18 protein-coding genes and 2 pseudogenes are annotated in these 22,607 nt (G+C 39.9%); 4 read left to right on the plus strand and 16 right to left on the minus strand.

Translation table 11 applies throughout. The features are described 5' to 3' along the window. Positions 1–8: 8 nt before the first annotated feature. The gene (locus tag H539_RS0121325) at positions 9–638 is read right to left on the minus strand and encodes a flavodoxin family protein (RefSeq protein ID WP_026695206.1); all 630 of its coding nucleotides are present in this window, start codon (positions 636–638) and stop codon (positions 9–11) included. Between the two features lie 685 nt (positions 639–1,323). Beyond that, a pseudogene (locus H539_RS29315) lies at positions 1,324–2,020 on the minus strand (SAM-dependent methyltransferase). A gap of 317 nt (positions 2,021–2,337) precedes the next feature. Here H539_RS29315 and H539_RS0121340 point away from each other — a divergent pair. Further along, entirely contained in the window at positions 2,338–3,819 is a 1,482-nt protein-coding gene (locus tag H539_RS0121340) for an ArnT family glycosyltransferase (protein WP_026695207.1), read from the plus strand. Between the two features lie 246 nt (positions 3,820–4,065). Here the strand turns inward: H539_RS0121340 and rlmD (H539_RS0121345) are convergent, their stop codons facing one another. The 8 genes from rlmD (H539_RS0121345) to H539_RS0121380 form a co-directional block, all read right to left on the minus strand. After that, positions 4,066–5,454, minus strand: coding sequence for a 23S rRNA (uracil(1939)-C(5))-methyltransferase RlmD (rlmD, locus tag H539_RS0121345; protein WP_026695208.1), 1,389 nt, complete (start codon positions 5,452–5,454; stop codon positions 4,066–4,068). Between the two features lie 195 nt (positions 5,455–5,649). Further along, on the minus strand, positions 5,650–5,805 hold the full coding sequence (locus H539_RS31755; RefSeq protein ID WP_155890186.1) for a hypothetical protein: 156 nt from the start codon (positions 5,803–5,805) through the stop codon (positions 5,650–5,652). A gap of 549 nt (positions 5,806–6,354) precedes the next feature. After that, entirely contained in the window at positions 6,355–7,764 is a 1,410-nt protein-coding gene (locus H539_RS0121355) for a DUF4179 domain-containing protein (RefSeq protein WP_026695210.1), read from the minus strand. Further along, positions 7,757–8,296, minus strand: a complete 540-nt coding sequence (locus tag H539_RS29320; protein ID WP_051348725.1) for a sigma-70 family RNA polymerase sigma factor — start codon at positions 8,294–8,296, stop codon at positions 7,757–7,759. The genes H539_RS0121355 and H539_RS29320 overlap by 8 nt, the downstream gene beginning before the upstream one ends. 242 nt (positions 8,297–8,538) lie before the next feature. Beyond that, positions 8,539–9,207: a Type 1 glutamine amidotransferase-like domain-containing protein gene (locus tag H539_RS0121365; RefSeq protein ID WP_026695211.1), complete on the minus strand. Its 669-nt coding sequence runs from the start codon at positions 9,205–9,207 to the stop codon at positions 8,539–8,541. Positions 9,208–9,498: 291 nt separating this feature from the next. Next, the gene (locus tag H539_RS29325; protein WP_051348726.1) at positions 9,499–10,611 is read right to left on the minus strand and encodes a GGDEF domain-containing protein; all 1,113 of its coding nucleotides are present in this window, start codon (positions 10,609–10,611) and stop codon (positions 9,499–9,501) included. 509 nt (positions 10,612–11,120) lie between these two features. After that, complete coding sequence (locus H539_RS0121375) at positions 11,121–13,730, minus strand: EAL domain-containing protein (protein WP_026695212.1); 2,610 nt, start codon at positions 13,728–13,730, stop codon at positions 11,121–11,123. Positions 13,731–14,604: 874 nt separating this feature from the next. Then, entirely contained in the window at positions 14,605–14,787 is a 183-nt protein-coding gene (locus tag H539_RS0121380) for a hypothetical protein (protein ID WP_026695213.1), read from the minus strand. A gap of 378 nt (positions 14,788–15,165) precedes the next feature. On the opposite strand from H539_RS0121380, the gene H539_RS30300 reads away from it, so the two are divergent. Continuing rightward, complete coding sequence (locus tag H539_RS30300; RefSeq protein ID WP_051348727.1) at positions 15,166–17,088, plus strand: esterase-like activity of phytase family protein; 1,923 nt, start codon at positions 15,166–15,168, stop codon at positions 17,086–17,088. A gap of 507 nt (positions 17,089–17,595) precedes the next feature. Here H539_RS30300 and H539_RS0121390 read toward each other — a convergent pair. After that, a pseudogene (locus H539_RS0121390) lies at positions 17,596–17,832 on the minus strand (family 1 glycosylhydrolase); the annotation flags it as partial. A 25-nt stretch (positions 17,833–17,857) separates the two neighbouring features. Between H539_RS0121390 and H539_RS33470 the strand changes: the two are divergent. Then, positions 17,858–17,941, plus strand: coding sequence for a hypothetical protein (locus H539_RS33470; protein WP_425414755.1), 84 nt, complete (start codon positions 17,858–17,860; stop codon positions 17,939–17,941). A gap of 255 nt (positions 17,942–18,196) precedes the next feature. On the opposite strand, the gene rlmD (H539_RS0121395) is transcribed toward H539_RS33470, so the two are convergent. From rlmD (H539_RS0121395) to H539_RS0121410, 4 genes are all read right to left on the minus strand, one after another. Beyond that, on the minus strand, positions 18,197–19,582 hold the full coding sequence (gene rlmD, locus H539_RS0121395; RefSeq protein WP_026695215.1) for a 23S rRNA (uracil(1939)-C(5))-methyltransferase RlmD: 1,386 nt from the start codon (positions 19,580–19,582) through the stop codon (positions 18,197–18,199). A 136-nt stretch (positions 19,583–19,718) separates the two neighbouring features. Further along, positions 19,719–20,051: a DUF6054 family protein gene (locus tag H539_RS0121400; protein ID WP_026695216.1), complete on the minus strand. Its 333-nt coding sequence runs from the start codon at positions 20,049–20,051 to the stop codon at positions 19,719–19,721. A 139-nt stretch (positions 20,052–20,190) separates the two neighbouring features. Continuing rightward, entirely contained in the window at positions 20,191–20,325 is a 135-nt protein-coding gene (locus tag H539_RS33170) for a hypothetical protein (protein ID WP_281171456.1), read from the minus strand. 18 nt (positions 20,326–20,343) lie between these two features. Further along, entirely contained in the window at positions 20,344–20,532 is a 189-nt protein-coding gene (locus H539_RS0121410) for a hypothetical protein (protein ID WP_026695217.1), read from the minus strand. Between the two features lie 145 nt (positions 20,533–20,677). Here H539_RS0121410 and H539_RS0121415 point away from each other — a divergent pair, with 145 nt between their 5' ends. Further along, a complete protein-coding gene (locus H539_RS0121415; RefSeq protein WP_026695218.1) occupies positions 20,678–20,935 on the plus strand; it encodes a DUF2188 domain-containing protein in 258 nt (85 codons plus the stop codon). A gap of 134 nt (positions 20,936–21,069) precedes the next feature. On the opposite strand, the gene H539_RS0121420 is transcribed toward H539_RS0121415, so the two are convergent. Next, the gene (locus H539_RS0121420; protein ID WP_026695219.1) at positions 21,070–22,422 is read right to left on the minus strand and encodes a hypothetical protein; all 1,353 of its coding nucleotides are present in this window, start codon (positions 22,420–22,422) and stop codon (positions 21,070–21,072) included. Positions 22,423–22,607 lie beyond the last annotated feature (185 nt).

Raw genomic sequence — 22,607 nt, forward strand, 5'->3', positions numbered from 1 at the left:
CTTTCCACTCATTCCTCTACAACATTCCCTTCCGCAGGGATTGGATGTTCCTTCAGCATCTTGGCGAGATGAATTAAGTTATGTCCCATGATCTTGGCGTTCTGGACTGTGAATTCATTCTCATAGCCTTTTGCTTCGATATACGAAGGCCCGGGACCTGCTTCTCCCACCCAATAGGCATCGACATTCGGCGGAATAGTGAAGCCTATGTGGGATAAGGCATAAATCAAATAACTGGCTACATTCTTCGCACCATCTTCGTTGCCAGTCACAACCGCTCCCCCGACCTTGTTGTAGAAGAGATACTGCCCTTTTTCATTGGTCAGGCTGCTTCCTCCGTACAATCGTTCCACAACAAGCGTGGCCAGACTGCTCTGCTCGCCCAGCCAGATCGGAGAACCAAGTACAACAATATCTGCCGCTTTAACCTTCTCGAATATGACGGGCCATTCATCCTTGTCGCTGACAGCCTCATTTGTGATGCCAAAGCCGATGTGATAATCCGCCATGGTCAGAACTTCCGTCTCCGCCCCATATTCGTCAAATACCTTCACCACTTCATGAATAAGAGCCCCTGTATTGGACGGCTGACTGCTGTCTTTAAGTGTACAATTGAGAACTAACGCTTTTATTCCCATACTTCATCTCCTTAATAAAATGATATATGAGTCTTTTCCCCTGGAACGCATCAGGAAACCATAAAAAATAGCCTTGAATCCAATTAGGATTCAAGGCCTTGTTTACCTTACGCTTCAGTTAAAACTAGTTCTGCAACAGCTTCTACATGTCTGGTGTGTTGATTATAGACAATCCAACTGATATAGTGGTTGTTCACCTTAATTACAGACCTGCCACCCAGGTCTCAAGCGGTTTTGAAGTTTGCTAGCATCTGTTTTTTTTGAATCTTTAAGCATCCCTTTCAGTAAGAAGAATAGCCAATGAATATCCCTTCTTTTGTCCGCATTGCTCGAAATGTCAATTAACTCTAGAGCTGTTTTAAATCAATTATAGGTGTTTTGGATAACATTTCTTTAATTGATACTGGATCTAGACTGAATTCACGGTAAGCAGCCATTGCCTTTTCTCCCCAACTTTCGTTGCCTGGCCCTATATAGTCTAGTCGAAGATTTCTGACCACTTGTATAGCTCTATGCGCCCACTCAACAAATTCGTTTTGGTTGCAATACAGAACATCATTTCCAAGAGTAATAGCGGCGGCTTCAATTGTTTTAGAATGAGTTATTATTACTCGAATAAATTCCGTATCGGGGCTCAATGATGTGTAGTCAAAAGGACCAACGTGTCAACGTTGATCCCTTATGACTACCCTTTTTTTATTTTTAACATCAAATTAGCATTTGTTTGAAATTCATATGGTACTTTCACTTCTTCAACTGTACAGCCACTGTCAGCCAGATAACTTATTAATATATCTAAATGCTCATATCTTTTTCCCTCCAAATCAACTAAAGGAAAAATACGAACTTCCTCTTTCGTAACCCTCAATAATTCATTCAGCGTTTCAATGTGAAATTGATAATCTAATCTATCCGAATACATAAATAGAAAATGCGCAGAGAGAAGAATATCAAATTCTTCATTACTAAACGGCAAAGAAGGTAAAGTTACAGGGAAGCATCTTTCATTGGATTCCCTCATATCTTTAGCACATTCTTGTAAGGCACTTAAACGATGTTTTCTAAGGCCTTCTATATCATTGTAATATTCCCATTTATAATTGTCTTGGGCTTTCCCCATATGCTCCATAGCGTGTTCAATATCCTGGAGACCTTTATTTTTTAGGTCTTCACCCGAATGGTAATACGCAATATCGCAAGCTGTTACATCTAAACCTATCCTGTTACCAACAGCAGTAAGCTCCTGCTGGACAATCGAGTATTCTCTTTCCTTGCAGCTCTCCCTCTGAAAGAGAGAACATATTCAAATACTCTTCAAAGGTCCTCCCAATAAGAACAATTCGTTCTAAATCTAACTTTGTACTCTGCTCAACTTTACTCAACTAAACTCACCTCTTCTAAAAAGATTATATTTATATTAGCACGACTAATTGGAAATGTTAGCCTGTTTTTTTAATGTTCAGTAATCTACACTGTTAGCAAATAGAAAAAATGGTATGTTCTGAGTTTAGTCAAAACAAGGAATAATTAATTGAACCTTAATAGATTATTTAGTGAAAATTAAGGGTTATGTAATAGATTGGTCAAATAAATTAAAAATGCTAGTAGTGAATAAAAATGCTCAAATAAATCGAATAAATTATTTTTAAATGATGAGATTAAATTAACTTTGTATCTTAGGGAAGGCTGGCTTTAAATAATGGAGAGATTAATAAATAAAAAATCGACTATGTTTTTTATCGTTTCTATACTATGTTTGCTATCCATGGCTGCATATAATGTCTTTTATAAATTGGGAAACTTTCCGATTTATAGCTGGGATGAAGCGAGGCATGGTGTAAGTGCATTCGAAATGATTAAAAGTGGAAACTTTATTATTAATAAGTATAGGGGGCACTTTGATTATTGGAATCTAAAGCCTCCGCTTAGTTTTTGGGCAATTATCTTGGGATACAAAATTGCTGGTTTTAATGAGCTTGGATTGAGAATTTGCTCAGCCATTTTCTCAATGGGAACAATAACGATAACAGCCGTTTTTTTATACAAAAAACAGGGGAAGTTAGCTTCAATTATTTCAACATTAGTTTTGGCAACGTGTACGCAATATATAACCAATCATGCCTCAAGAACAGGAGATGCAGATTCTCTTTTTGTATTTCTCTTTACAGTTGCAATACTATCTCTAATGCTAGCAGATCGAAATCTTAATTGGCTATATGGTTCAGGTATAGCGTTTTCTCTTGCTTTTTTAACTAAAAGTTGGCATGCAGGAAACATTGTTGTCATTATGGGCCTATTTCTTTTTTTTACTAAGAAATATAAAACTCTGTCTTTCAAAAATTGGATGACTCTGTGTATGTTCATGATCTTGCCTATTGTTGTTTGGGGAGCAATTCGATACCAATATGACGGTACTGAATTTTTTAAAAACATGATATTTTATGATTTACTTCACAGATCAACCTCGACAATTGAGCATCATACAGGAGGCATGTTTTACTACATTAATAATTTGTTTCGTTTTTCTCTATTATGGGGGATCATTTTAATTTTTCTATTGCTTCTTAATAAAGGCATATCTTTTAAGAGAATCAGGGCGAAAAAAAATGATTTTTGGATTGGTAATACTCTATGGGTTCTGGTTCCATTCATTTTGTTTACTGTAGCAACAACAAAGGTCAGATGGTATATTCTCCCGATTTACCCTGCTCTCTCAATTATCATTGGTACTGTTGCAAGTCAATTGCTGCATAAGGGAAATTGGTTTATAAAGGTGCTTCTTTCCATATCCATTTTGTCCGTTGCAGCTTATTATGAAATGCAAATTGATAAATATATTAATTACCCTCCAGTAAACCCAAAACAGAGTTTGATTGAAAAAGTGAAGGATAACACTCACACGAAGGGTGACTTATTATATATATACCAACCAACAGGAAAAGTAAACTGGCTTCAAAGCGAAGTTCTGACAGCAGAGCTGACAGGTAATTTAAAAGTTGAAAATGATGGTCTTAATGATTTTCTAAGGAAACAGAAATCACTCCTTTTAATACCGAGAGAAGAGAATTGTGTCTATTTATTAAAATCTCATGGATTGAAGATTATTGCCTCCAATAAATGGGGCTGCATGGCTTATAAACAGGGATTAGGGATTTATCCAAAGTCCAAGACGAGACCATAAGTGAAATATTCTAACTGAAAAAATTAAACAAAAATAACAAAACAGCTGAGATTTTCTCAGCCATTTTACATTTTTCATCAAAAATATCAAAATCAAGCTGATGAAACTCAAAAAGAATTTGTCTAAATTCTCAAAAGTCGATGTCCTAACCCCTGAATTGTCACATCGACTAATCGATCGAATTGAAATAAAAGCAGACGGAACAGCGAGGATCTTTAATAGATTCTCTGTCCCTTCTGCTTGATTTTAACGTAAAACTAGCAACGCACAGCTCTCCACATGGACTGTATGCGGGAATAAATCAACCGGCTGCACGACCTTTAAGGAATATCCGAATTGTTCAAGCTCCTTAATATCAATAGCAAATGTATCCGGGTTGCAGGATACATAAACAATTCGTTCCGGCTTGGCACGCCCGATTCTTCTCATCACTTTTCCGCCTGCACCTGAACGCGGCGGATCAAGCAGCAATAATTCCGGAGTACCAAAGCTCTCCAGCACTTCGTCGATTCCTTTGCGCGCATCCTTTGCCAGGAAGTACGTATTGTCGAATCCATTATCCGCTGCATTCCGTTTCGCTGATGCGATGGAAGTCTCCACAATTTCAATTCCAGCCAGTTTTCCTACTCTGTCCGCAAACGGAAGAGAAAAGGTACCGACACCACAGAACAGATCAATCATTTTTTCTGTTTTCTTAGGCTGTCCCATTTCAATGGCCAGGTCCACCAATTTCTGTGCCTGCACCGGGTTGGTTTGGAAGAAGGTATCAAACCAAAGACGGAAGCGGTAGCCATCCATTTCATCATAAATAAAATCACGGCCTGCGAGGATATGGGTTTCTTCTGACTGGGTACGGTCCGCCCAATCCGTATTCTCCAGCCATAACAGGCTTTTTACCTGCGGGAATTTTTCGGTAATGCGCTGCACTAAATCATCAGCAGCCTCTTTCAATTCACCAGCCGGTGCTTCTGTTGCGAATAACGCCAGCATCATTTCACCGGTCGCGAATGACTGCCGTACCATCAAGTGCCTTAAAAGGCCTTCATGAAGATCCTTATTATATCCGGATAATTGATGGCTTTTCGCCCAATCTGCGACTTCCATGGCACCCGCCACCATTTCTTCACCGGCAATCAAGCAGGTTTCAAGAGAAATGATTTTCCGGAAGTTTCCCTGCTCATGCAGACCAAGGGAACCGTCCGGCGAAAATGTAAATTCCATTTTATTGCGGTACCGCCAAGGGTTGTCCATCCCGATCGTATCCAGTACGAGATTAGGATCGAACCCTTGCGCTTCAATGGCATCCTTCACATGATTCGTCTTCTCATTAAGCTGTCCTTCGTATTGCCAGTGCTGCCACACACAGCCGCCGCATTTCTCGAAGTGCGGACATGCTGCTGCAATTCGTTCAGGATGTGCCTCAAGAATTTCATTTGGCACCGCCAATCTTCTTCTTTTCTCAGGCATATCCACCGTAACATCCACCTTTTCACCAGGAAGAGTCCGCGGAATTGTCAGCTTCAGCTTCTTCATACTGCCCTGGTCGTTCTCACGCCACACCGCAGCCTGCCCAGAACCCTTTTTATCTAATTGACGGATCTCCGCCACTATTCTTTCTCCTACAGTCACTGTCAAAGAAATTTCCCCCTTTTATATTCACTCGCTCTATTTATTAAAAGTCTTGAAATGACTCATGAATTTTCATGCACACTAACCTAATAGTATAAAGGATACATACTCAATATGGGACTAGTAGATTTTAACACATTTATGAGGGAATCTAACAGGGGGTAATAAAGGTGCCGGATACTGCTGGATTCGGGCACCAAATTAAAGCAGGATGATTTTGTATTTTTTTACTTCTAAAAAGTGTATAAACTTTTGCACTAGAAAATCAGCAGAATGGTCGATTCCATCCTGCAGGCGAAAAAGAATCACACCAACAATCAGTCCTGACACAGCATATAGTTCTTTCTCTGCTGCCATGCTGATAGCCTGCTTTAGAAAAAACTCACTGAGCTGATTCAGCATCCCGGGAATCGGATCGGGGGGTGCAATAGTCTCTGCTCGTGATATGAACGATTGATCTATGGTCCGCCAAGTATGTGAACAAGCACACCAGCACATCTTCAGCTTCCGGGATAGACAATTTTTTGATTTAAAGCTTTTTTTCATGAGAAGGGTGTTTTCTTTCAGGCGAAATGATTGATCACTTAGATATGATAAAAAGAAAAGAAGCAGGGGCATATACTCCGTTCCCCCTGCTCTTTTCCTATTTAGTGTTCAACCCTTACAACTTCATGGCCGCACTGTTTACACTTTCCTCTTAAAACAAATCCTGCTTTGCCCTCGTCAACTGTATAACTTTCAATCGTGACGGCATCTATGCTCGAACAAAAAACATTCTTAGTAAGGCGGAGAGCCATTTTTTTATTGCGTCTATCTAAATCGCACTTTCATTAAGGTTGTAACCCCACTATATCCTCTACAGGTGTTGAGTGTATTTGGCAGCCAACATAAGAAGTGTCAGCCGGCTCATTCTTCTCCCCCAGGAAGCTCGACAGTAATTGGTTTTAACTCCTTAGATGGGACAAAGCTAGAAAAATCAAACAGCATAATGGTGTTTTCTAGTTTAAAATTCTCAATCCTTTCTTCTCCGCTCAGGTCAAAAGTAGATTGGAAGTGTGCTGCCTCCTTATCAATCATTTTTACTTTATTAAATGGTATACCATGGTTTTTAGGCGGCCAAGCATTGTCAGGGTCAATCTTATCTAAATATTCCTTATCAACCAGCCAGAATAGGTATTTCAAATTATGGTTAATTGTTTCAAGTTTACCTTCACTCAAATTCTTCGGAAGCCCTTTAAGTTGATAATCTATTACCAATTTCTCACCGTTTTGAGTAACATCATTTACCTGTAGGCCTAAATTAAACCGTGTGCTTTTTAAGGTGAAAGATTTACTATTCAAAAGCTTTTGTACTTTGGGATCTGCTGCCGACAAATACGGATAAAAAGTAAGGGAAGTAGCAGTGGAATTCAGCTTGGTCATTCCTTTCCGAACCGTACTATGGTACCCATCTTCCTGTTTCGATTCTTCAAGTGTTGATCCATTCACAAACCTATATACTTTTCCTTTGTTATCAACGGCCTCTATTTCAATATTTTCCCTTTTGTATTTCTGAATGGTCTCATAAACAATTGAAGAGGATGCTTTTGCAGTAAGAATTTCTTTTATACGAATTTTAACTCCATCTTCTGGATATCCTTTTTCCTGATTTATAGCGATTGTGCGATTTTTATCTTGCTGAATGGGAATATCAAATTTCCATTCGCCTTTTATTCCATTGATATTATGAATCGTTATAGGAAGAGTAGAATTCTCTTTAAATGATGGATATGGCCATTCCATTTTCCATTGAAAGTTATATCCATTTTCCACTTTCTTAATTCCATGTGATAATCCTCTTAACCAGGGATCATGATCCCCATTTTTGTCTTCAAAGTTCAGATCAAAACTCACTTCCCCTTTTTCGTTATGCCCCTTTTCAACACCTTTATCTACAAATCCTGTAATGGATACCACATTGCCATCAAAATAAGCACTGGTGAGTTTTACTGTCACTCCATTTTTTGTGACGGCTTGATTTAACTGGGTGACCGCATGCTGATTGGCTAACTCCACACCTGCTGCATCATGAAAATCCTGAAAAATCCCTCCTATTAAAGGGGTTTTTGCCAATACTCGATTCACTGCAGGATTAATAAATCCTGTAGTTACTGTAATCCCTAGCAGGGCAGCCGCCATCACGGCTGCAGCCAGCCCCTTTTTCCCCGTCTTTTTCCGTGGTGTGGTTTTATTTAACCCTTTATTTATGGCCTCAAAAACTTTATCTTTTGGTACGGGTATTTGATCAATGGTCATTTTCATTTCCTTATTATCCATGGCATGTGTCCTCCTCCATTTTATAGGACTTTTTTAATTCCGCCTTTCCCCTGCTTAGATACGTTTTCACGGTACTTTCTGGAATGCCTAAAACATTGCTAATCGTTTTGATCGAGTAATCGTGATAGTAAAATAGAATAATGACCGTGCGATATTTCTCCTTTAACTGCTGGATGGCATTTAGGAGCTGTAAAGATTGCTCAATGTTGGAATGGGTTTGATTCGGAAGGTTTGATAATATCTCCTCACTCAGCGGAACCACGTTACTTTTTCTTTTTAACAGCTGCCCCGAACATCGAATGACGATTCTAGTAAGCCAGGTCATAAAATATTCCGGCTGTCTTAAAGAATGAATGGATGTAAAGGCCTGATAGGCTGCCTCCTGGACCACATCCAATGCATCTTCTTCGTTATGTACATAAAGATACGCCGTTCGATAGATCCTTTCATAATGCATTTGAAGTAACTTTTCAAAGGCGCTCTTATTGCCTTTGATTGCTTTTCTAACCAGCCGATGGCTTTCATTTTTCATTTTTTTCGCCCCCCTTACTAATTAGTGGAAACTATAGTAAAAAAAGTTTCAAAAAGTTAAAATATCTTTTGATAAAAGCATGACTTGGCCATAAAACAAGCAGAAACCATTTTGGTTTCTGCTTACTATAAAGTGGGCTATATGAGGCAGAGCATGAAATGCTGATAAAACGTCTGTCACTAAGCGGCACAAATGCTATGAATATTGTGCGATCGAGATTACACCCAAGAAGCATACCAAGATCAAGGCATAAACCGTTTCCATTTCCCTTCCGATACAACTTCTACCGCTCCATCGATTACTTTGATGGCGGTTTGATCATCCATTGCATACGCCGGTCCTTTCATCCCGGCTGCCCATTTCTCTGCCGCAGCCATCGTGTTATGCGGCAGCATTTCGTGATCCAGATGCGGGAACATGGAAAAATCCACTATACCCAGCGTTTCATCACCACCGTTTGGCGGAGTCCAGCCAACAAAGAATTCCCCGATGTTAGGGGACATCACCATACTTCCAGCACTCATTCCCACATAAACTGCGTCAAGTGACGGCAAAAGATCTGCCAGCCCGGACTGCCGCATCCAGTGGCTCAGATAGAGAGCATCGCCGCCCGCCGCCAGCAGAACGTCCGTTTCCCGTACCAGCGGCACCCAGCGGTCTTCACTGATACTCGGCAGCGCTGTGAGCTCCAGAACGCCGACGGATTTCCAGCCCAGGTTGACCATAGGATTATCTTCTTTACCGCTGATGAACTCCCAAGCTTTGACGCCGGGGCCAACCCATGGGTGACCGTACATCGCGGTGGGGATGCACAGGGCGTTGGACTCAGCAATCGGTTTGTCCAGCATATCAATCAACGTGTCATGGATGCTTTTGTTATTAATCCCTGCAGATGTAAGCAAAAGTTTCATAACCTCAGCTCCTTTTCTTTGCCCGCCTAATGTTAAACTATTCCGACATTTAAAAATTGACTGCAGCCTCTATTGGGACAGATTTGCCTGATACAAGAGCCAAACCGGCCCGATTTTGTTGTCCCTGTTATCGGTAATGCAGCTGCATTGGTGTATTATCTTAATGTTTATCTGAGGATGCAGTAAGAGTCAAGAGATAAATACTCTTTGTGCTATTACTTTTGCTATTTACCGTTTATGATTAACTGAAACAACATCAGATTTTTGGTTTCCAAAAAAATAAAAAGCCACTCATATGATGTGGCTTTGATAGTTAGGTAATGAACTAATACGGTTTCTACCTGTCCGTTTTGAATTGTATAGTGCTTCATCGGCTTGATGAATGAGTTCTTGAACTGTTATGGAATCTTTTGGTTTTGCAGTGCAATAACCAATGGAAACAGTGATTTTTAATTCAGCTCCTCCATTTAGAACAAACACATGTTGTTCCACTACTTGGCGTATCCTTTCCGCAACCCTTCTGGCAGAAATAGAATCACAATCTGGCATTATGATACTAAACTCTTCTCCCCCATTTCGAGAGATTATATCAATTGAACGACTGGATTTTACAAGAATATCTCCAAGTTGTTTTAGAACTATATCCCCAACAAGATGCCCATAAGTGTCATTTATCTTTTTAAAGTGGTCAATGTCAATCATAATAAAAGATAACTTTTCGTTAAAATTTATTGCTTTTGACAAGGCACTATTTATTTTAGTATTGAAGGACCGAACATTATTTAGACCAGTTAGATAGTCTTTTTGAGCATATTCTTTTAATTGTTTTAGGTTATCTTGGCTTTGCCAAAGGTATGATTTAAGCATATAAGTTCCAAACGTAGCAAATACAATAGAAAGGGCGTATTGAACATATACAATCGTTGCTAATTTAAAATCAGGTATCAAGATATGAATCCCAATACCGATAATTACTATAAACAAGGCAGCCATAAGAATCCATTTTTGATTCCTTTTTATACTGGAATAATTTATCAAGGAAAAAGCTATTGCACTTAAAGTAAGAACAAAAACATTAATAATGGAACCCTCAGAGATTGGGTAAAATGTCAATCTGCAAATAATGATAATAGTTGTCGTTATAAAAGCGGATATCCACCCCCCAAAATAAGATGCTATCATAATAGGAATAGTTCTTAGGTCAATAAGCACACCGTTACTTCCCTCTACTGGAATACCAAATTGCATGAGAATAACACCAAACAAACCATGTAGTAATCCACCCATTATTTTTTGTTTAGTAGATGATATCTTTGTAAATCTATCACTAAAGAGGTATTTGTGTATTATAAAAGTCAATGTAAATAAGATTGTAAAATTTATAAAAAACCCTTTTAAAACCATAAAAAAACCCTTTCTGAAGTGCGAAATCGTGATTTATAATTATTCATTTAGGAAAACTGGGATTCACCTGCTAGTATATAATTTTATTGTACATAGAGTATTCAACCTACTGTTTTTACATCTTATTTTAAACTTGTGACTTTCTCAGAAAGTCTTTCGTAAATTCCTTCTCCATATTAATATCGGTTCATCCACTAAAATAGTTTATATTAAAGTTCCGAATACAATAATTACTGTTATTACTATTTTTCCTCTCTTTTTCGGGCTAATATATGGTTGTTTATACGTTGCGGAACCTTATATCTTGAACTCTTTAAGAAGACTTTTCATAAGTTTTCCTTTGCTCTTAGGGGGAATAAAAATAGACTAAAGGTCTGTAAATCACCTTTAGTCTTGTGACATTAGTAAACAAGAAATTTTTCATTTCTTCTGGTTTTAATTCTTCATTAACCTAAACGCTTTAAGTAGTATATTTGACAATCTTTTGATGTAAAAGTGCATACAAAATATTACTTTATGGGTAATATTATATCAACTGTAGTTCCTTGATTAACGATACTTTCGATATTCATTGTCCCTCCATGTTCTTGGACAATCTTTTGACTAATCATTAACCCCAATCCAGTTCCTTTTTCTTTTGTACTGTAAAAGGGTTCTCCAATCTTTTTTATTCGTTCTTTAGGTATGCCGCATCCCTGGTCAATAAATCGGATTTTGATGGAATCTGAATCTTCCCAATTAATAAGGATTTTTATAATCCCTCCATCTGTCATGGCTTCTATCGCATTTTGTAAAATATTTATAAAAACCTGTTTGATTTGATTTGCATCACAGTAGATAGGCGGTAAATTCGAATCTGAATCAACCTCTTGTATGAATTCAACATTATGCAATAACGTTTGTGAATCAAATAAGAGTACCACTTGTTCTAAAAGAACGATTACATCTATCTCTTCCATTTGTGGTGTTTGGGGCTTTGCAAGGGTTAAAAATTCTCCCACAATCCTTTCTATTCTTTTAATTTCTGATAGTATCACGTCTGTAAAGAAGGGCTTATCCAATTCCTTTTGTAATAGTTGAACAAAGCCTTTGATCGAAGTAAGCGGATTTCTTATTTCGTGTGCGACTCCTGCGGCCAATTGACCTACAACGGATAGTTTTTCTGATTTTCGTATTAATTCTTCCGCTTTCTTTCGTTCTGAAATATCTCGTCCTACAATTACAATAGATGTTATTTCATCCTGCTCATTTAGTACAGGAGTACCGAAAGATTCCACGTACACCCAACCACCATTGGAATGTTTATATCGGAATTCAACTTGACGAGGTGTTTTCGTAGAAATCACTTGAGAAAACTGCTCTTGTATTTTTGATACATCGTCAGGATGCATTAATTCATAAAATAAACTACCTTTATAAACGCTTGGTGAAAATCCTAAAACAGATTCATGTGAAGGAGAGGCATATTGAATAACACCGTTTGTATCTATCACTCTAATTAAATCTTGCATATTTTCTGCAATGAGTCGGTACTCCGATTCGCTTTTTCGGAGCGCTTCCTCTGTCTGCTTTCTTTTTGTAATATCATGGTACATCATCAGGAACGAAGGTTTATCATCATGGTCAATCGTGATTCCTGTTACTTCCACATCAATTAACGTTCCATCTCCTCGTATGATTTTTTCTTCCGTAGGAGGTACATAAATTCCAGTCCGATTCAACTCTTGTATTCTTTTTTCAATCAACTTCACAGAGGCAGGATCAAAATATTCCATAATCGATTTTCCCATTAACTCTTTTAATGAGGATACACCTAATAATTTGATACATGCAGGATTCGCATATTGTATAAATCCACGATTATACACAATAATCGGTTCAGGAGAAAATTCCACTAACCGTCTGTACTGTTCTTCAATCTCCTTTCTTCCCGTAATATTTACACAGGAACCAATGACCTCAACCACTTGTCCGCCTCTTCGGATAGCACGTAAAGAGGCAAAGTACCAAACGTCATTGACTTTACCCTCGTAATTAACGTTCTCCTCGCCTTCCCAAGCTCTTTGATAATACTGAAGTTTTGTATCAGCATCTTTCTTATCAAGAAAATCATAAACTTCCCGTCCAATTATTCTTTCAGGGGTAAACCCCATTTGATAAAGCAATTCACCATCACCTAAAGTATGAATGAATTTTTCATCCTTTTTGATAAATTTAAATATCATCCCTTGTTGTTGTCTCACAGTTTCCCTTAATTCTTGACGGGTTTTTTCTAATTCTTCTTCCAGCCATTTTTGATTGGATACTTTTTGGGGAAGTCCCTCTTGATGAACAATTTGTTCAATTTCGTGAAAATTCCGAACGAATTCGTTAGGAGGCAATGGCTTATAAAAAAGATATCCTTGTCCCTTATTACATAGATGTTGTTGAAGAAAAATCAGCTGGTCTTTTGTTTCAATTCCTTCAGCAATCACTTCCAGGCTTAATTGATGAGACATAGCAATAATGGCTTTTATTATCGTGGCATCCTTAGTATCTATCGTACAATTACGAACGAAGCTCTGGTCTACCTTGATAATATCGACAGGAAATTCCTTTAAACAATGAAGGGAACTATATCCAGTACCGAAATCATCTAAACTAATTCGGACACCAATTCGTTTCAACTCCTTTAAAATTGGAAAAGCGGATTGAACATCCATTACCATACTTTCGGTAATTTCAATTTCCAGGTATTCAGGAGAAAGTCCAGTTTCTTTTAAAATATATTGTATCCTATCCACTAAATTCGTCTGAAAAAGCTGACGTGCAGACAAATTGACCGCCATAATTAAAGGAGGTAATCCCTCTTCCTGCCATGCTTTGTTTTGCTGACAAGCGGTATGTAAAACCCATTCGCCGATTGGGATTATCAATCCTATTTCTTCTGCAAGAGGAATAAAATCATTTGGAGGAATAGTCCCCTTTTCAGGATGTTCCCAACGAATTAATGCCTCGACTCCCTCAATCTTTCCAGAAATCAAATTCAGTTTTGGCTGATAATGAAGAACAAATTCTTTTTTCTTCAGTGCCTTTCTGAGATTAGTTTCTAATTGTAATACTTCATAGGTATGTTCCACGTTATATTAGCACCTCCAAAATCGGTAACTTATCATAAATATAGCTGCGTTCTATTGCTTGAAAACAAGCCTATACATTTTAATAGAAGACAGATCAATCGCCCTTCACAACGGTTTGAAAAATTTCAGAGATTCCCTTTCATAGACCCACTCTATTTTTTATTTTCTGTTCTTTTTGCTTTTTTCTCTTGATATATATATTTATCAGCTTTAACGAAGACATTCTCCATTTACCCTATGAATGGTCATCAAAAGCAATCCTATCGACATTTTGCTTTTTATATCTTTGTTGTTTATATTATATTTTTTGAATATTTAACTTTCGTATTTTATAGGGAATTCTTTTTCACTTACCCTTGACACAATAGCATTCTTTGAAAAATACTTAGTTTAGCAGACTCATTTATTAGAACTTCGCTTTTTTATGATCGTAGCTGGCTGCCCGAATCACATAAAATGATGGCAGCGGATGTGTCTATATGTTTGTTATGCTTCTCTTATGTTTTTCTCAAAAAAGTCTCGATTAAAAAATGTTTGTTAAAAAATCGTGGGTACCTGTTCATATATTTTTTGTGAGTTAAAAATATTCTTTTCTACTTCATGTAACTTTTTGTTATTAATTCACCAGACAAAATGAACATCCTTTATATCGGGAATTCTGATTCAAATTTAACATTTTAACATTTTTTAAATCAAAGCTTTTTGTAATGAATATTTTTGAAAGTATTATAAAATAAAAAAACCTTCTTGATTTGAAGGTTTTTGCAGATGTATAAATATGTCTATAGATTTTCCTTTGTACTCATTTCTCTTACTCCTCTACCAACTATTATGTCGATAATTTCATCTAAATGAGTCATTCCATTCTTTCATTTTAGGATTCACTAATTTCAAACCAAACAGACAGGTCATCTGAACGATCTAACTCCGTAGCAACAATTTGAAAAATCATATGTGCCAAGTCAAATATCTTTGCATAGTCATTAGCTTTTATGATTCTATTTGCACCTATGTAGGCTCTTGCACATATCTCAAAGGTTGGTTCTTTAATTGCCAACTCTTCTAATGCTCTTTTAAAATACACTTCGACTTCAAATAGATTTTCATCAAATGAAGATGAAGAAAGAATATTTAAGGATGGTGATGATACATTTTTATCTAAAAGACTGTGAGACCAATTTACATAATCCTCAGTTCAAACCGTTCCCTTATGAATTTTATAAAATAAAACATTTGTTTCCACTTTATCACCCCTATTAAGGTTTATTTTCCTTGAACCAGATAAATAATCCTTCTTGCACTAACCTGCCCCGTTCGTAATGATTCCATTTTAACCGTAACTTTACAATTATTAACGATAGCTTAATAATAAGTCGTTCTTTAATTGCTACAATCAAGAAGGAGAATTTATACAACATTTAAGGAGGTTCTTATAATGGGAAGTTTTGTTTCCATTTTAAAGAGGAAGGCTGCCATTGCTTCGTGTTCTGTTGCAGTAATAACAGGTGCTTTAACTTGTGCAGCCGGAACTATACCCAAGGCTGCAGCCGATTCTTTAAAGGCTGCTAATGCAGTGCCAAGCACTCATAAAGAGGGAGAAATGGTAAAGCAATATGAACAGAATGCCTGGAATGCCCGTATGTTCCAGTTATACGACAAGATTCCCATTGGAAAATCAGTCGATGATGACATAAAATCCGTCCCTGCTATACATAAAGGCGATGAATTATATTTAGGCGGATTTTCAGGACTGGTTCATTTGCCAAAAGATCCAGAGAATGTTTTTTATACCATTACCGACCGCGGACCTAACGGGGATTCTAAATACGGCAAGTTTTTTCCGGTCCCATCCTTTTCTCCTCAGATTGTTAAAATTGAATTGGGCAACGGTGCTGTCCATGTACTGAAACAGATTCCGCTAAAACTGCCTCAGGGATATACAGATCCGATTACCAAATCCAGAAACATTTCCGGTATTTCGAATTTCCCTGGTCAAAATACTACTAAGCTTGCAGGCTTTGGAACGATGGATGAAATTTCTTACGGCGCTGACGGCCAGGTCCTTCCCGCTGATCCATATGGCCTTGATACAGAAGCCATCAGCTATAATCCCAATGATGATACCTTTTGGGTGAGTGAAGAATACAGACCGAGTCTTGTTCAGGTGAAAAGAGACGGGACAATCATTCAGCGGCTTGTTCCAAAAGGGGAGAAGGATCTATTTGCCTCTGCTCCTGCTGTTCCGGTCCACGACATTCTTCCGGCTGTTTTTGCCATGCGCAATCCAAACAAGGGATTGGAAGGAACGACTGTTACACCTAGCGGCAGATATCTGTATACAGCACTTCAGGGACCCATCATTAATCCTTACGGAGACGGATCTGCCCCGCCAAAGGGATCAACAGCGATCCGTGTCCTTCGCTATGATTTGAAACACATGGACAAAGATCCAAAGGAATTTTTATACGTATTGGACGGTAAACACTTGATCTCCGATATTACTGCTTTAGATGATGATCATGTTCTTTTTGATGAAAGAGACAGCGACTACAGCTATAAAAGTATTTTCAAAGTTGCTTTTTCAACGGCGGCCAGTCCTACCAATATTTTTGGTCTCCTGGACGGCGAGAGCTTAGACAAAACAGATGTGACGCTTGAAAACACCGTCACGACTCCCTACGCTCCAGATAAAACCTATACTGTTACGCCAACACGGGGTACTACGGTAACTGTAAAACCTTTACAAAAAGCACTTTTTGTAGATGCCAAACAGCGCGGATACAATAACTCCAAGCTCGAAGGGATCGCGATGCCAAATGACCATACCCTGGCCCTCACAAACGATAATGACTTTGGTGTTCAGGACCCGGACCCCGAACAAGTATGGCTGTATAATCTGACGGGAACCGTTCAAGAGCATAAGTTGTTTTCCAAGCCAAGCAAAGTCGGCAAGGTTTATGTTTCAAGCACTGCAAACAACCAAGATATCACCATCACTGATGTACTAGGTGAAAACAGTCTGCTTGGCACCGTGACATTCATACTTCCTGACGGAGTTAAGGCTGCACCTGGAGATGCTGTTATCTACGGAAATGGAGATCCTATTCCATTAACGGCTTCTCAACTTTCCGATCCAGCGGGCGGCGCTCAATTCATTACAGTGGATGGAGTCTGCCTTCACAAGGGAGAATCAGTCAAATTGCAGTTGAAGGATAAAAGTATTTCGTTACAGGCGTTTTCACCAACGGTTTATGTCGACTCTGACGGTCCTAAGAATGAAAAAGGACTGAGCGCAAGCTTTACAGTCCATTCTCACCAGCCTAAGGGTTCAAAGCATCAAAATAATAATAATGAGTGATTGAAGAAAGCACATCAACTTGCAAATAACCTTGAAATATTAATTATATGGTCTGGCACAAAAACTCACAGCTGTTAAATAAAATATCAAACGCCCTGACTCAGTTACCTTTTATCTGAGTTCAGGGCGTTTGATATTATGAAAATATTAACTCAACCTTTTTACATTTCAATCAGTTGAAAAGCTTCCAATCCCCAGCCATTTTCAAATGTACGATACTCAACTGTATCCCCCGTACAATTGCTTAATACAAATTCATTCTTATCCCTTTATGATGGCATTCTCCACAATTAATCCTTTTAGGTGAAATATCTTTCTTGAGCTAAACTGCCCCGTTACTTCAATAAGAAAAGCCACCGAAAATGGCAGCCAGTTCTTTCGCAAAAGCACCCGTTAGTTTAAGCGCAACCCTTCACAATCTTATTTTTTAATGGTAGAGAAAACTAAAATAGTAATAAAAGGAACAAAGATAAAAAAGAAGCGGAATTTCTCCACTTCTTTTTAGTTTCATACTTCTTCTTTTTCCATAGCCATAATTCCATTAGTTTTAATCACTTCTTTGTACCAATAAAAGCTTTTCTTTGGTATCCTATTTAATGTTCCATTCCCATCGTTGTCTTGGTCTACATAAATAAAACCATACCTTTTTTCCATTTCAGAAGATGAATAACTAATTAAATCAATGATTCCCCAGCTAGTATAGCCCATAAATTCAACTCCATCTTCGATTGCTTCGAATATTTCCGAAAAAACTCTGTATAGTTATAATCTGAATCTTAAAAATCGGGTGCTTCCGAGATTTGGACATTTAAGGCTAGATCAAATCACCACTCTGTTCTTTTTGGAGGGCTAATTAATAAGATGCCTACATGCAGAACTCATAAATGGGTTCTTTTCTTTTGATGAAATATCAACATTAACGTTTAACAGAGCCAAATAATAAGGAAACACCAAAAGACGCTAACGGATAAATTAGCGTCTTTTATTATAAATTATTAGGTATTACTATGTTTTTTTACATCAATTTTACATCAATACAGTCAAAAATGAGCTGTTCCACTTTCCCGGAGACAAACTGTATTATTCCGTAACCCTTTAATATCAACACTTATAAGGAATCTGTATCAATCCTTATTATCTTAGCCACTGCTTCTACGTGCATGGTCTGCGGAAACATATCCACCGGCTGGACTTCCACAGTCTTATATCCCCCGTCTTCCAGCACTCTCAAATCTCTTGCAAGAGTTGCCGGGTTGCAGGAAACATACACAACCTTCTTCGGCTTCATATTGATGATGGTCTGCAGAAGGGCTTCGTCACAGCCTTTACGCGGCGGATCGACCACGAGGACATCGGCAGCATTGCCTTCTTTATACCAGTTCGGGATGACAACTTCCGCTTCTCCCACTGCAAACTCTGCGTTCTCAATGCCGTTCAGCTCGGCATTTCGTTTTGCGTCTTCGATGGCCTCTGGAACGACTTCCACACCGAATACTTTTTTTGCTTTTTGAGCCAGGAACAAAGAGATGGTCCCGATGCCGCAATAGGCGTCGATGACATTTTCTTCTCCCGCCAGCTCTGCGTACTCCAGGGCTTTGTCGTAGAGAACCTTGGTCTGCTCCGGGTTAACCTGGTAAAAGGAGCGGGCCGAGATGGCAAATTTGATACCGCCGATGCTGTCGTAGATGACTTCACTTCCCCAGAGGGTCCTGGTTTCATCTCCGAATATGACGTTGGTCTTTTTTGTATTGATATTATGGATAATGGATTTTACATTCGGGACACGTGCCTGGATTTCTTCAATGATTCTTTCTTTAAATGGCAGGTCCGCTGTCCGGGTGATGATGACCACCATGACTTCGCCTGTTACCTTGCCAAAACGGGCCATAATATGGCGGAGCACGCCCTTATGGGTTTCTTCCTGATAAGCCGGAATACCAAGCTCGCTGCAGATTTCCTTCACTGTCTGGACGGTCTTGTTAATGACAGGATCCTGGATGATGCTTTCTTTGGCATCGACGATTTCATGGGTCCTTGGCTTGAAGAAGCCTGCAATCAGCGTTCCTTCCTCTTCGCCGACAGGGACCTGGGCCTTGTTTCGGTAATGGGTCGGCTTGTCCATGCCGATAATGGAGTGAACCTTGACATCCTCTAGCTTTCCGATTCTGGCTAAGACTTCTCTCACTTGTTTTTCCTTAAACTTCAGCTGGCCCTCGTAGCTCATATGCTGGATCTGGCAGCCTCCATACAGGCTTTGATCCATATCGGACAGATCGACTCGGTATGGGCTCGGCTCGATGATTTCCATCAGGCGGCCGAAGCCGTAGCCCTTATTGGTTTTTAACACCTTGATCTGGGCTTTTTCTCCTGGAAGACCGTTTTGTACGAAGATCGGGTAGCCATCTACCTTAGCAACCCCTGCCCCTTCATGAGTCAGGTCCTCAAACACCACTTCAACAAAATCATTTTTTGCGACAGGTGCTGTTCTTTTCATGCACATACTTCCTTTTCTATTTCAGGCGCGGGATTCTGCGCTCTTTTTTATTTTTCAGCTTTCATGATTTTAACATACCTGAAATAGGATTTCACATAAAGCAGGAAGCCTTACCGGAACGAAGCGGAAAGGCTTCCTATTTTTCCACCAGATATGGCTCTAGGACTTCTTCAATGGATCTTGCAAAGTTCTTGCCGGCTCCCCAATCAACATTAAAGATTCCCTCAGCACTTCCTGCCGAAATACAGCGGACCTTGGTCCTGCCGCTTAGATTCTCTATAATTAGAGTCAAAGCCGCTCTTCCGCTTGTCCGAAAATAATACCTTTCCAGCACAATCACGCACATCTGCCGTCCATCCTCAGGCTCATGATACTCCTCATGAACCACATCCTGTTCATGCCTGCTCCTGATCAGCCTTGCACTCTTAAATGGCTCCTGATTCGTATAAAACTCCACCATCTGCTTCATGGGCCCATCTCCTTTTGGGGAAATGGGGACAGTCCCCATTTCCCCGTATTTACATTTAATGGTACCATACCTATTGCGGGGCCGGGGTCTGTATCTTACGCTCCATAAAAAAATGCCCACCTGATCGTGGGCATTTCCTTTACGAATCCTGCTTCCCTGCGCCGCCGCGCACGGATTGTGGTGATTCATGCTTTTGTCCTTCGTCAGCTGGTGCAAAAACCTGGTTGTCCTTCGTGTTTTTTGCACCTTCTGGAAAGTTATCCTTGGTCTTCATACTCTTTTCCTCCTTGGATTAGCGGAGGCGGCCGGTTGTGCCGTCCTCACCCATAAGCTGCTCGCCAGCCTTTGGCTTTGCGGCCAGCTTTGAACCGTCTGTATTCCAATCGAGCCCTGCTTCAGTGGAGCCGGTGCTCATCAAGGGCTGGGCAACCCCCTTCGTTCCGGTGTTATATTCTGGCTGCTTTCCTTTATCCTTCGCCATATCGTCAGCCTCCTAACTGGATGGTCTTCTAAAAATCCCTTTCTATTATTTGTCAGCCCTGCCTATCCTATTCAATGTTTTTCCGTTCCCCCATCGGGTAAAGGGATACTACATTTTAACCATCTACACTTAGGAGGTTTTACAAATGGCTGATTTTACAGATGAACAAAAAGAATACTTTAAGGACCGCGCCGGCACAGATGATGCCAGGTTCCATGTGGTCCCGCATGAGGAGGAAGGCTGGGCAGTAAAGACCGAAGGCGAGGAAGAGCCCAATCTTACAACCGATTCCAAAGAAGAGGCAGTTAAGGAAGCAAAGCGTCTTGCGGAGGAAGCCGGAACCATGGCCATCGTCCATAATGAGCATGGCCGGATTGAAGAGCAGCATAATTTTGAGGAATAACATGCGGGAGGGAGCGGCAGTCTGAGCCGTTCTCTTTTTTATATGTATTTCAAGAGTCTCGATCCCTTGAATCAGACGAAATTAAGGCTGAAAAAAGAGCCTGCCTCATCGAAGCAAGCTCTCCATTCCACGCATTACTGCTGCTTAACCATTTTCTTTCTAATGACAACAGCTGATCCCAATAGAAGCATGGCTGTTAGGGATGCTTCCAACCAAGGAGCCTGGGAATCTGTTGTTTCACTGGCTCCGCCCATTCCGGTGTGAGGCATTTGTCCAGGCATAGTCACGGTTTCAAACTTGCCCGGCATTTGGGTGACAATTCCATTGCCCAGAGCCTGACCGACGCCAAACATGATTTTATAGCCTTCTCTCCATGATTGGTACGTGGCTGCGTAATCACCGGCTACCGCGTTATCAAAGGTTTTCATGACGCTCTGTTCGTGGGCCATTACCGCATCCTTAGCCGCTTTAGTCGGCAGCTTTTCTTCGGTTGCTGTTCCAAGGAATGCACCGAAATCATTGGCGAATGTGTCAATCCGATTTTCCACATCCTTACGCATATTGTCATCCTTTTTCTTCACAGCCTGTACAAGGTCACTCTGAGCATCAATGTGATTCGGCTGCCATACATTGACAAATTGGTTTCCGGCCTCAGCCCCGTATATGGAAGAAATAGCGGCTTTAAAGTCTGCTGTATTGGCATCCTGAGCCCAGTTCACGAAGTCAAAGTCCTTGGATCCAGCATATTCCTTCTGCATTTCCATAGTAGCCAGCGCAAAGTGCTCGGCCGCCAGACGGTTAAGGGCTGATCTCAAATCACCCGCGGCTGTATCCGGCTTACTCCCTTTAAATTTATCCGGCATCTGTGCCGTGATAGCTGATGATAAAGCCTTACTCACATCAAACATTTGCTTGAAGCCTTCGCGGTATGTTTGGTATGTTCCTTTATAATCACCTGCCACATAGTCATCAAATGCCTTCTGGACTAAATTTTCATGGGTGCGCAGAGCCTGCATGGCTCCCTGCTGCGGCAGCTTTCCGCCTGTCGCTGCTGCCAGGAATGCCGAGAAGTCCTTCACGAATTTGTCTACCCCCATCTTTGCCTGGTCCTCAGCATTCTGGTCATCGGATTTTACAGCCATGGCATAATCATCTGTCGCATTGTTATGAGCCCTGAAGATTCGTTCAAATTCAGCTGCACCCTTTTCCCCGTAGAGCGATGCAATCGCCGGCTGCATATCCAGCGCATTTTGGTCAAGCGCCTTCATCGCTTCCTCTGCATTTGGTGCTCCATCATACGCACTCGTCATTGCTGCAAACGCTAAAGCAAAGTGTTCAGATAAAAGCTGGTCAAGGGATGCCCTTAGATCCACAGCCGGTGTATTCACAGTAGGCGGTGCGGTTGCTGCGCTGGTCATAGTCGGAAATAAAAGGCTCATTCCAAGTACAGGTGCTGCCATCTTTTTAAGATTTTTATTTAGTTTCATAATCGAATCTCTCCTCTTTTGTTTTTAATTTTATTAGCAAACGATGCAATCTTTTTTTTGGATTAATATTTTTCTAAGAATTCTGTCTTTTAAACCTCCTTTGTATCCCTTCTTTCATATCTGTCTCGTAAACAAATTGGTTTATCTGCAGCAATTAAATTCTTCATTTCCCTTTTTAGTCTGTG

It is taken from the genome of Peribacillus kribbensis DSM 17871, from assembly GCF_000430765.1.
In the GTDB taxonomy this organism is placed as follows: Bacteria; Bacillota; Bacilli; order Bacillales; family DSM-1321; genus Paraperibacillus; species Paraperibacillus kribbensis.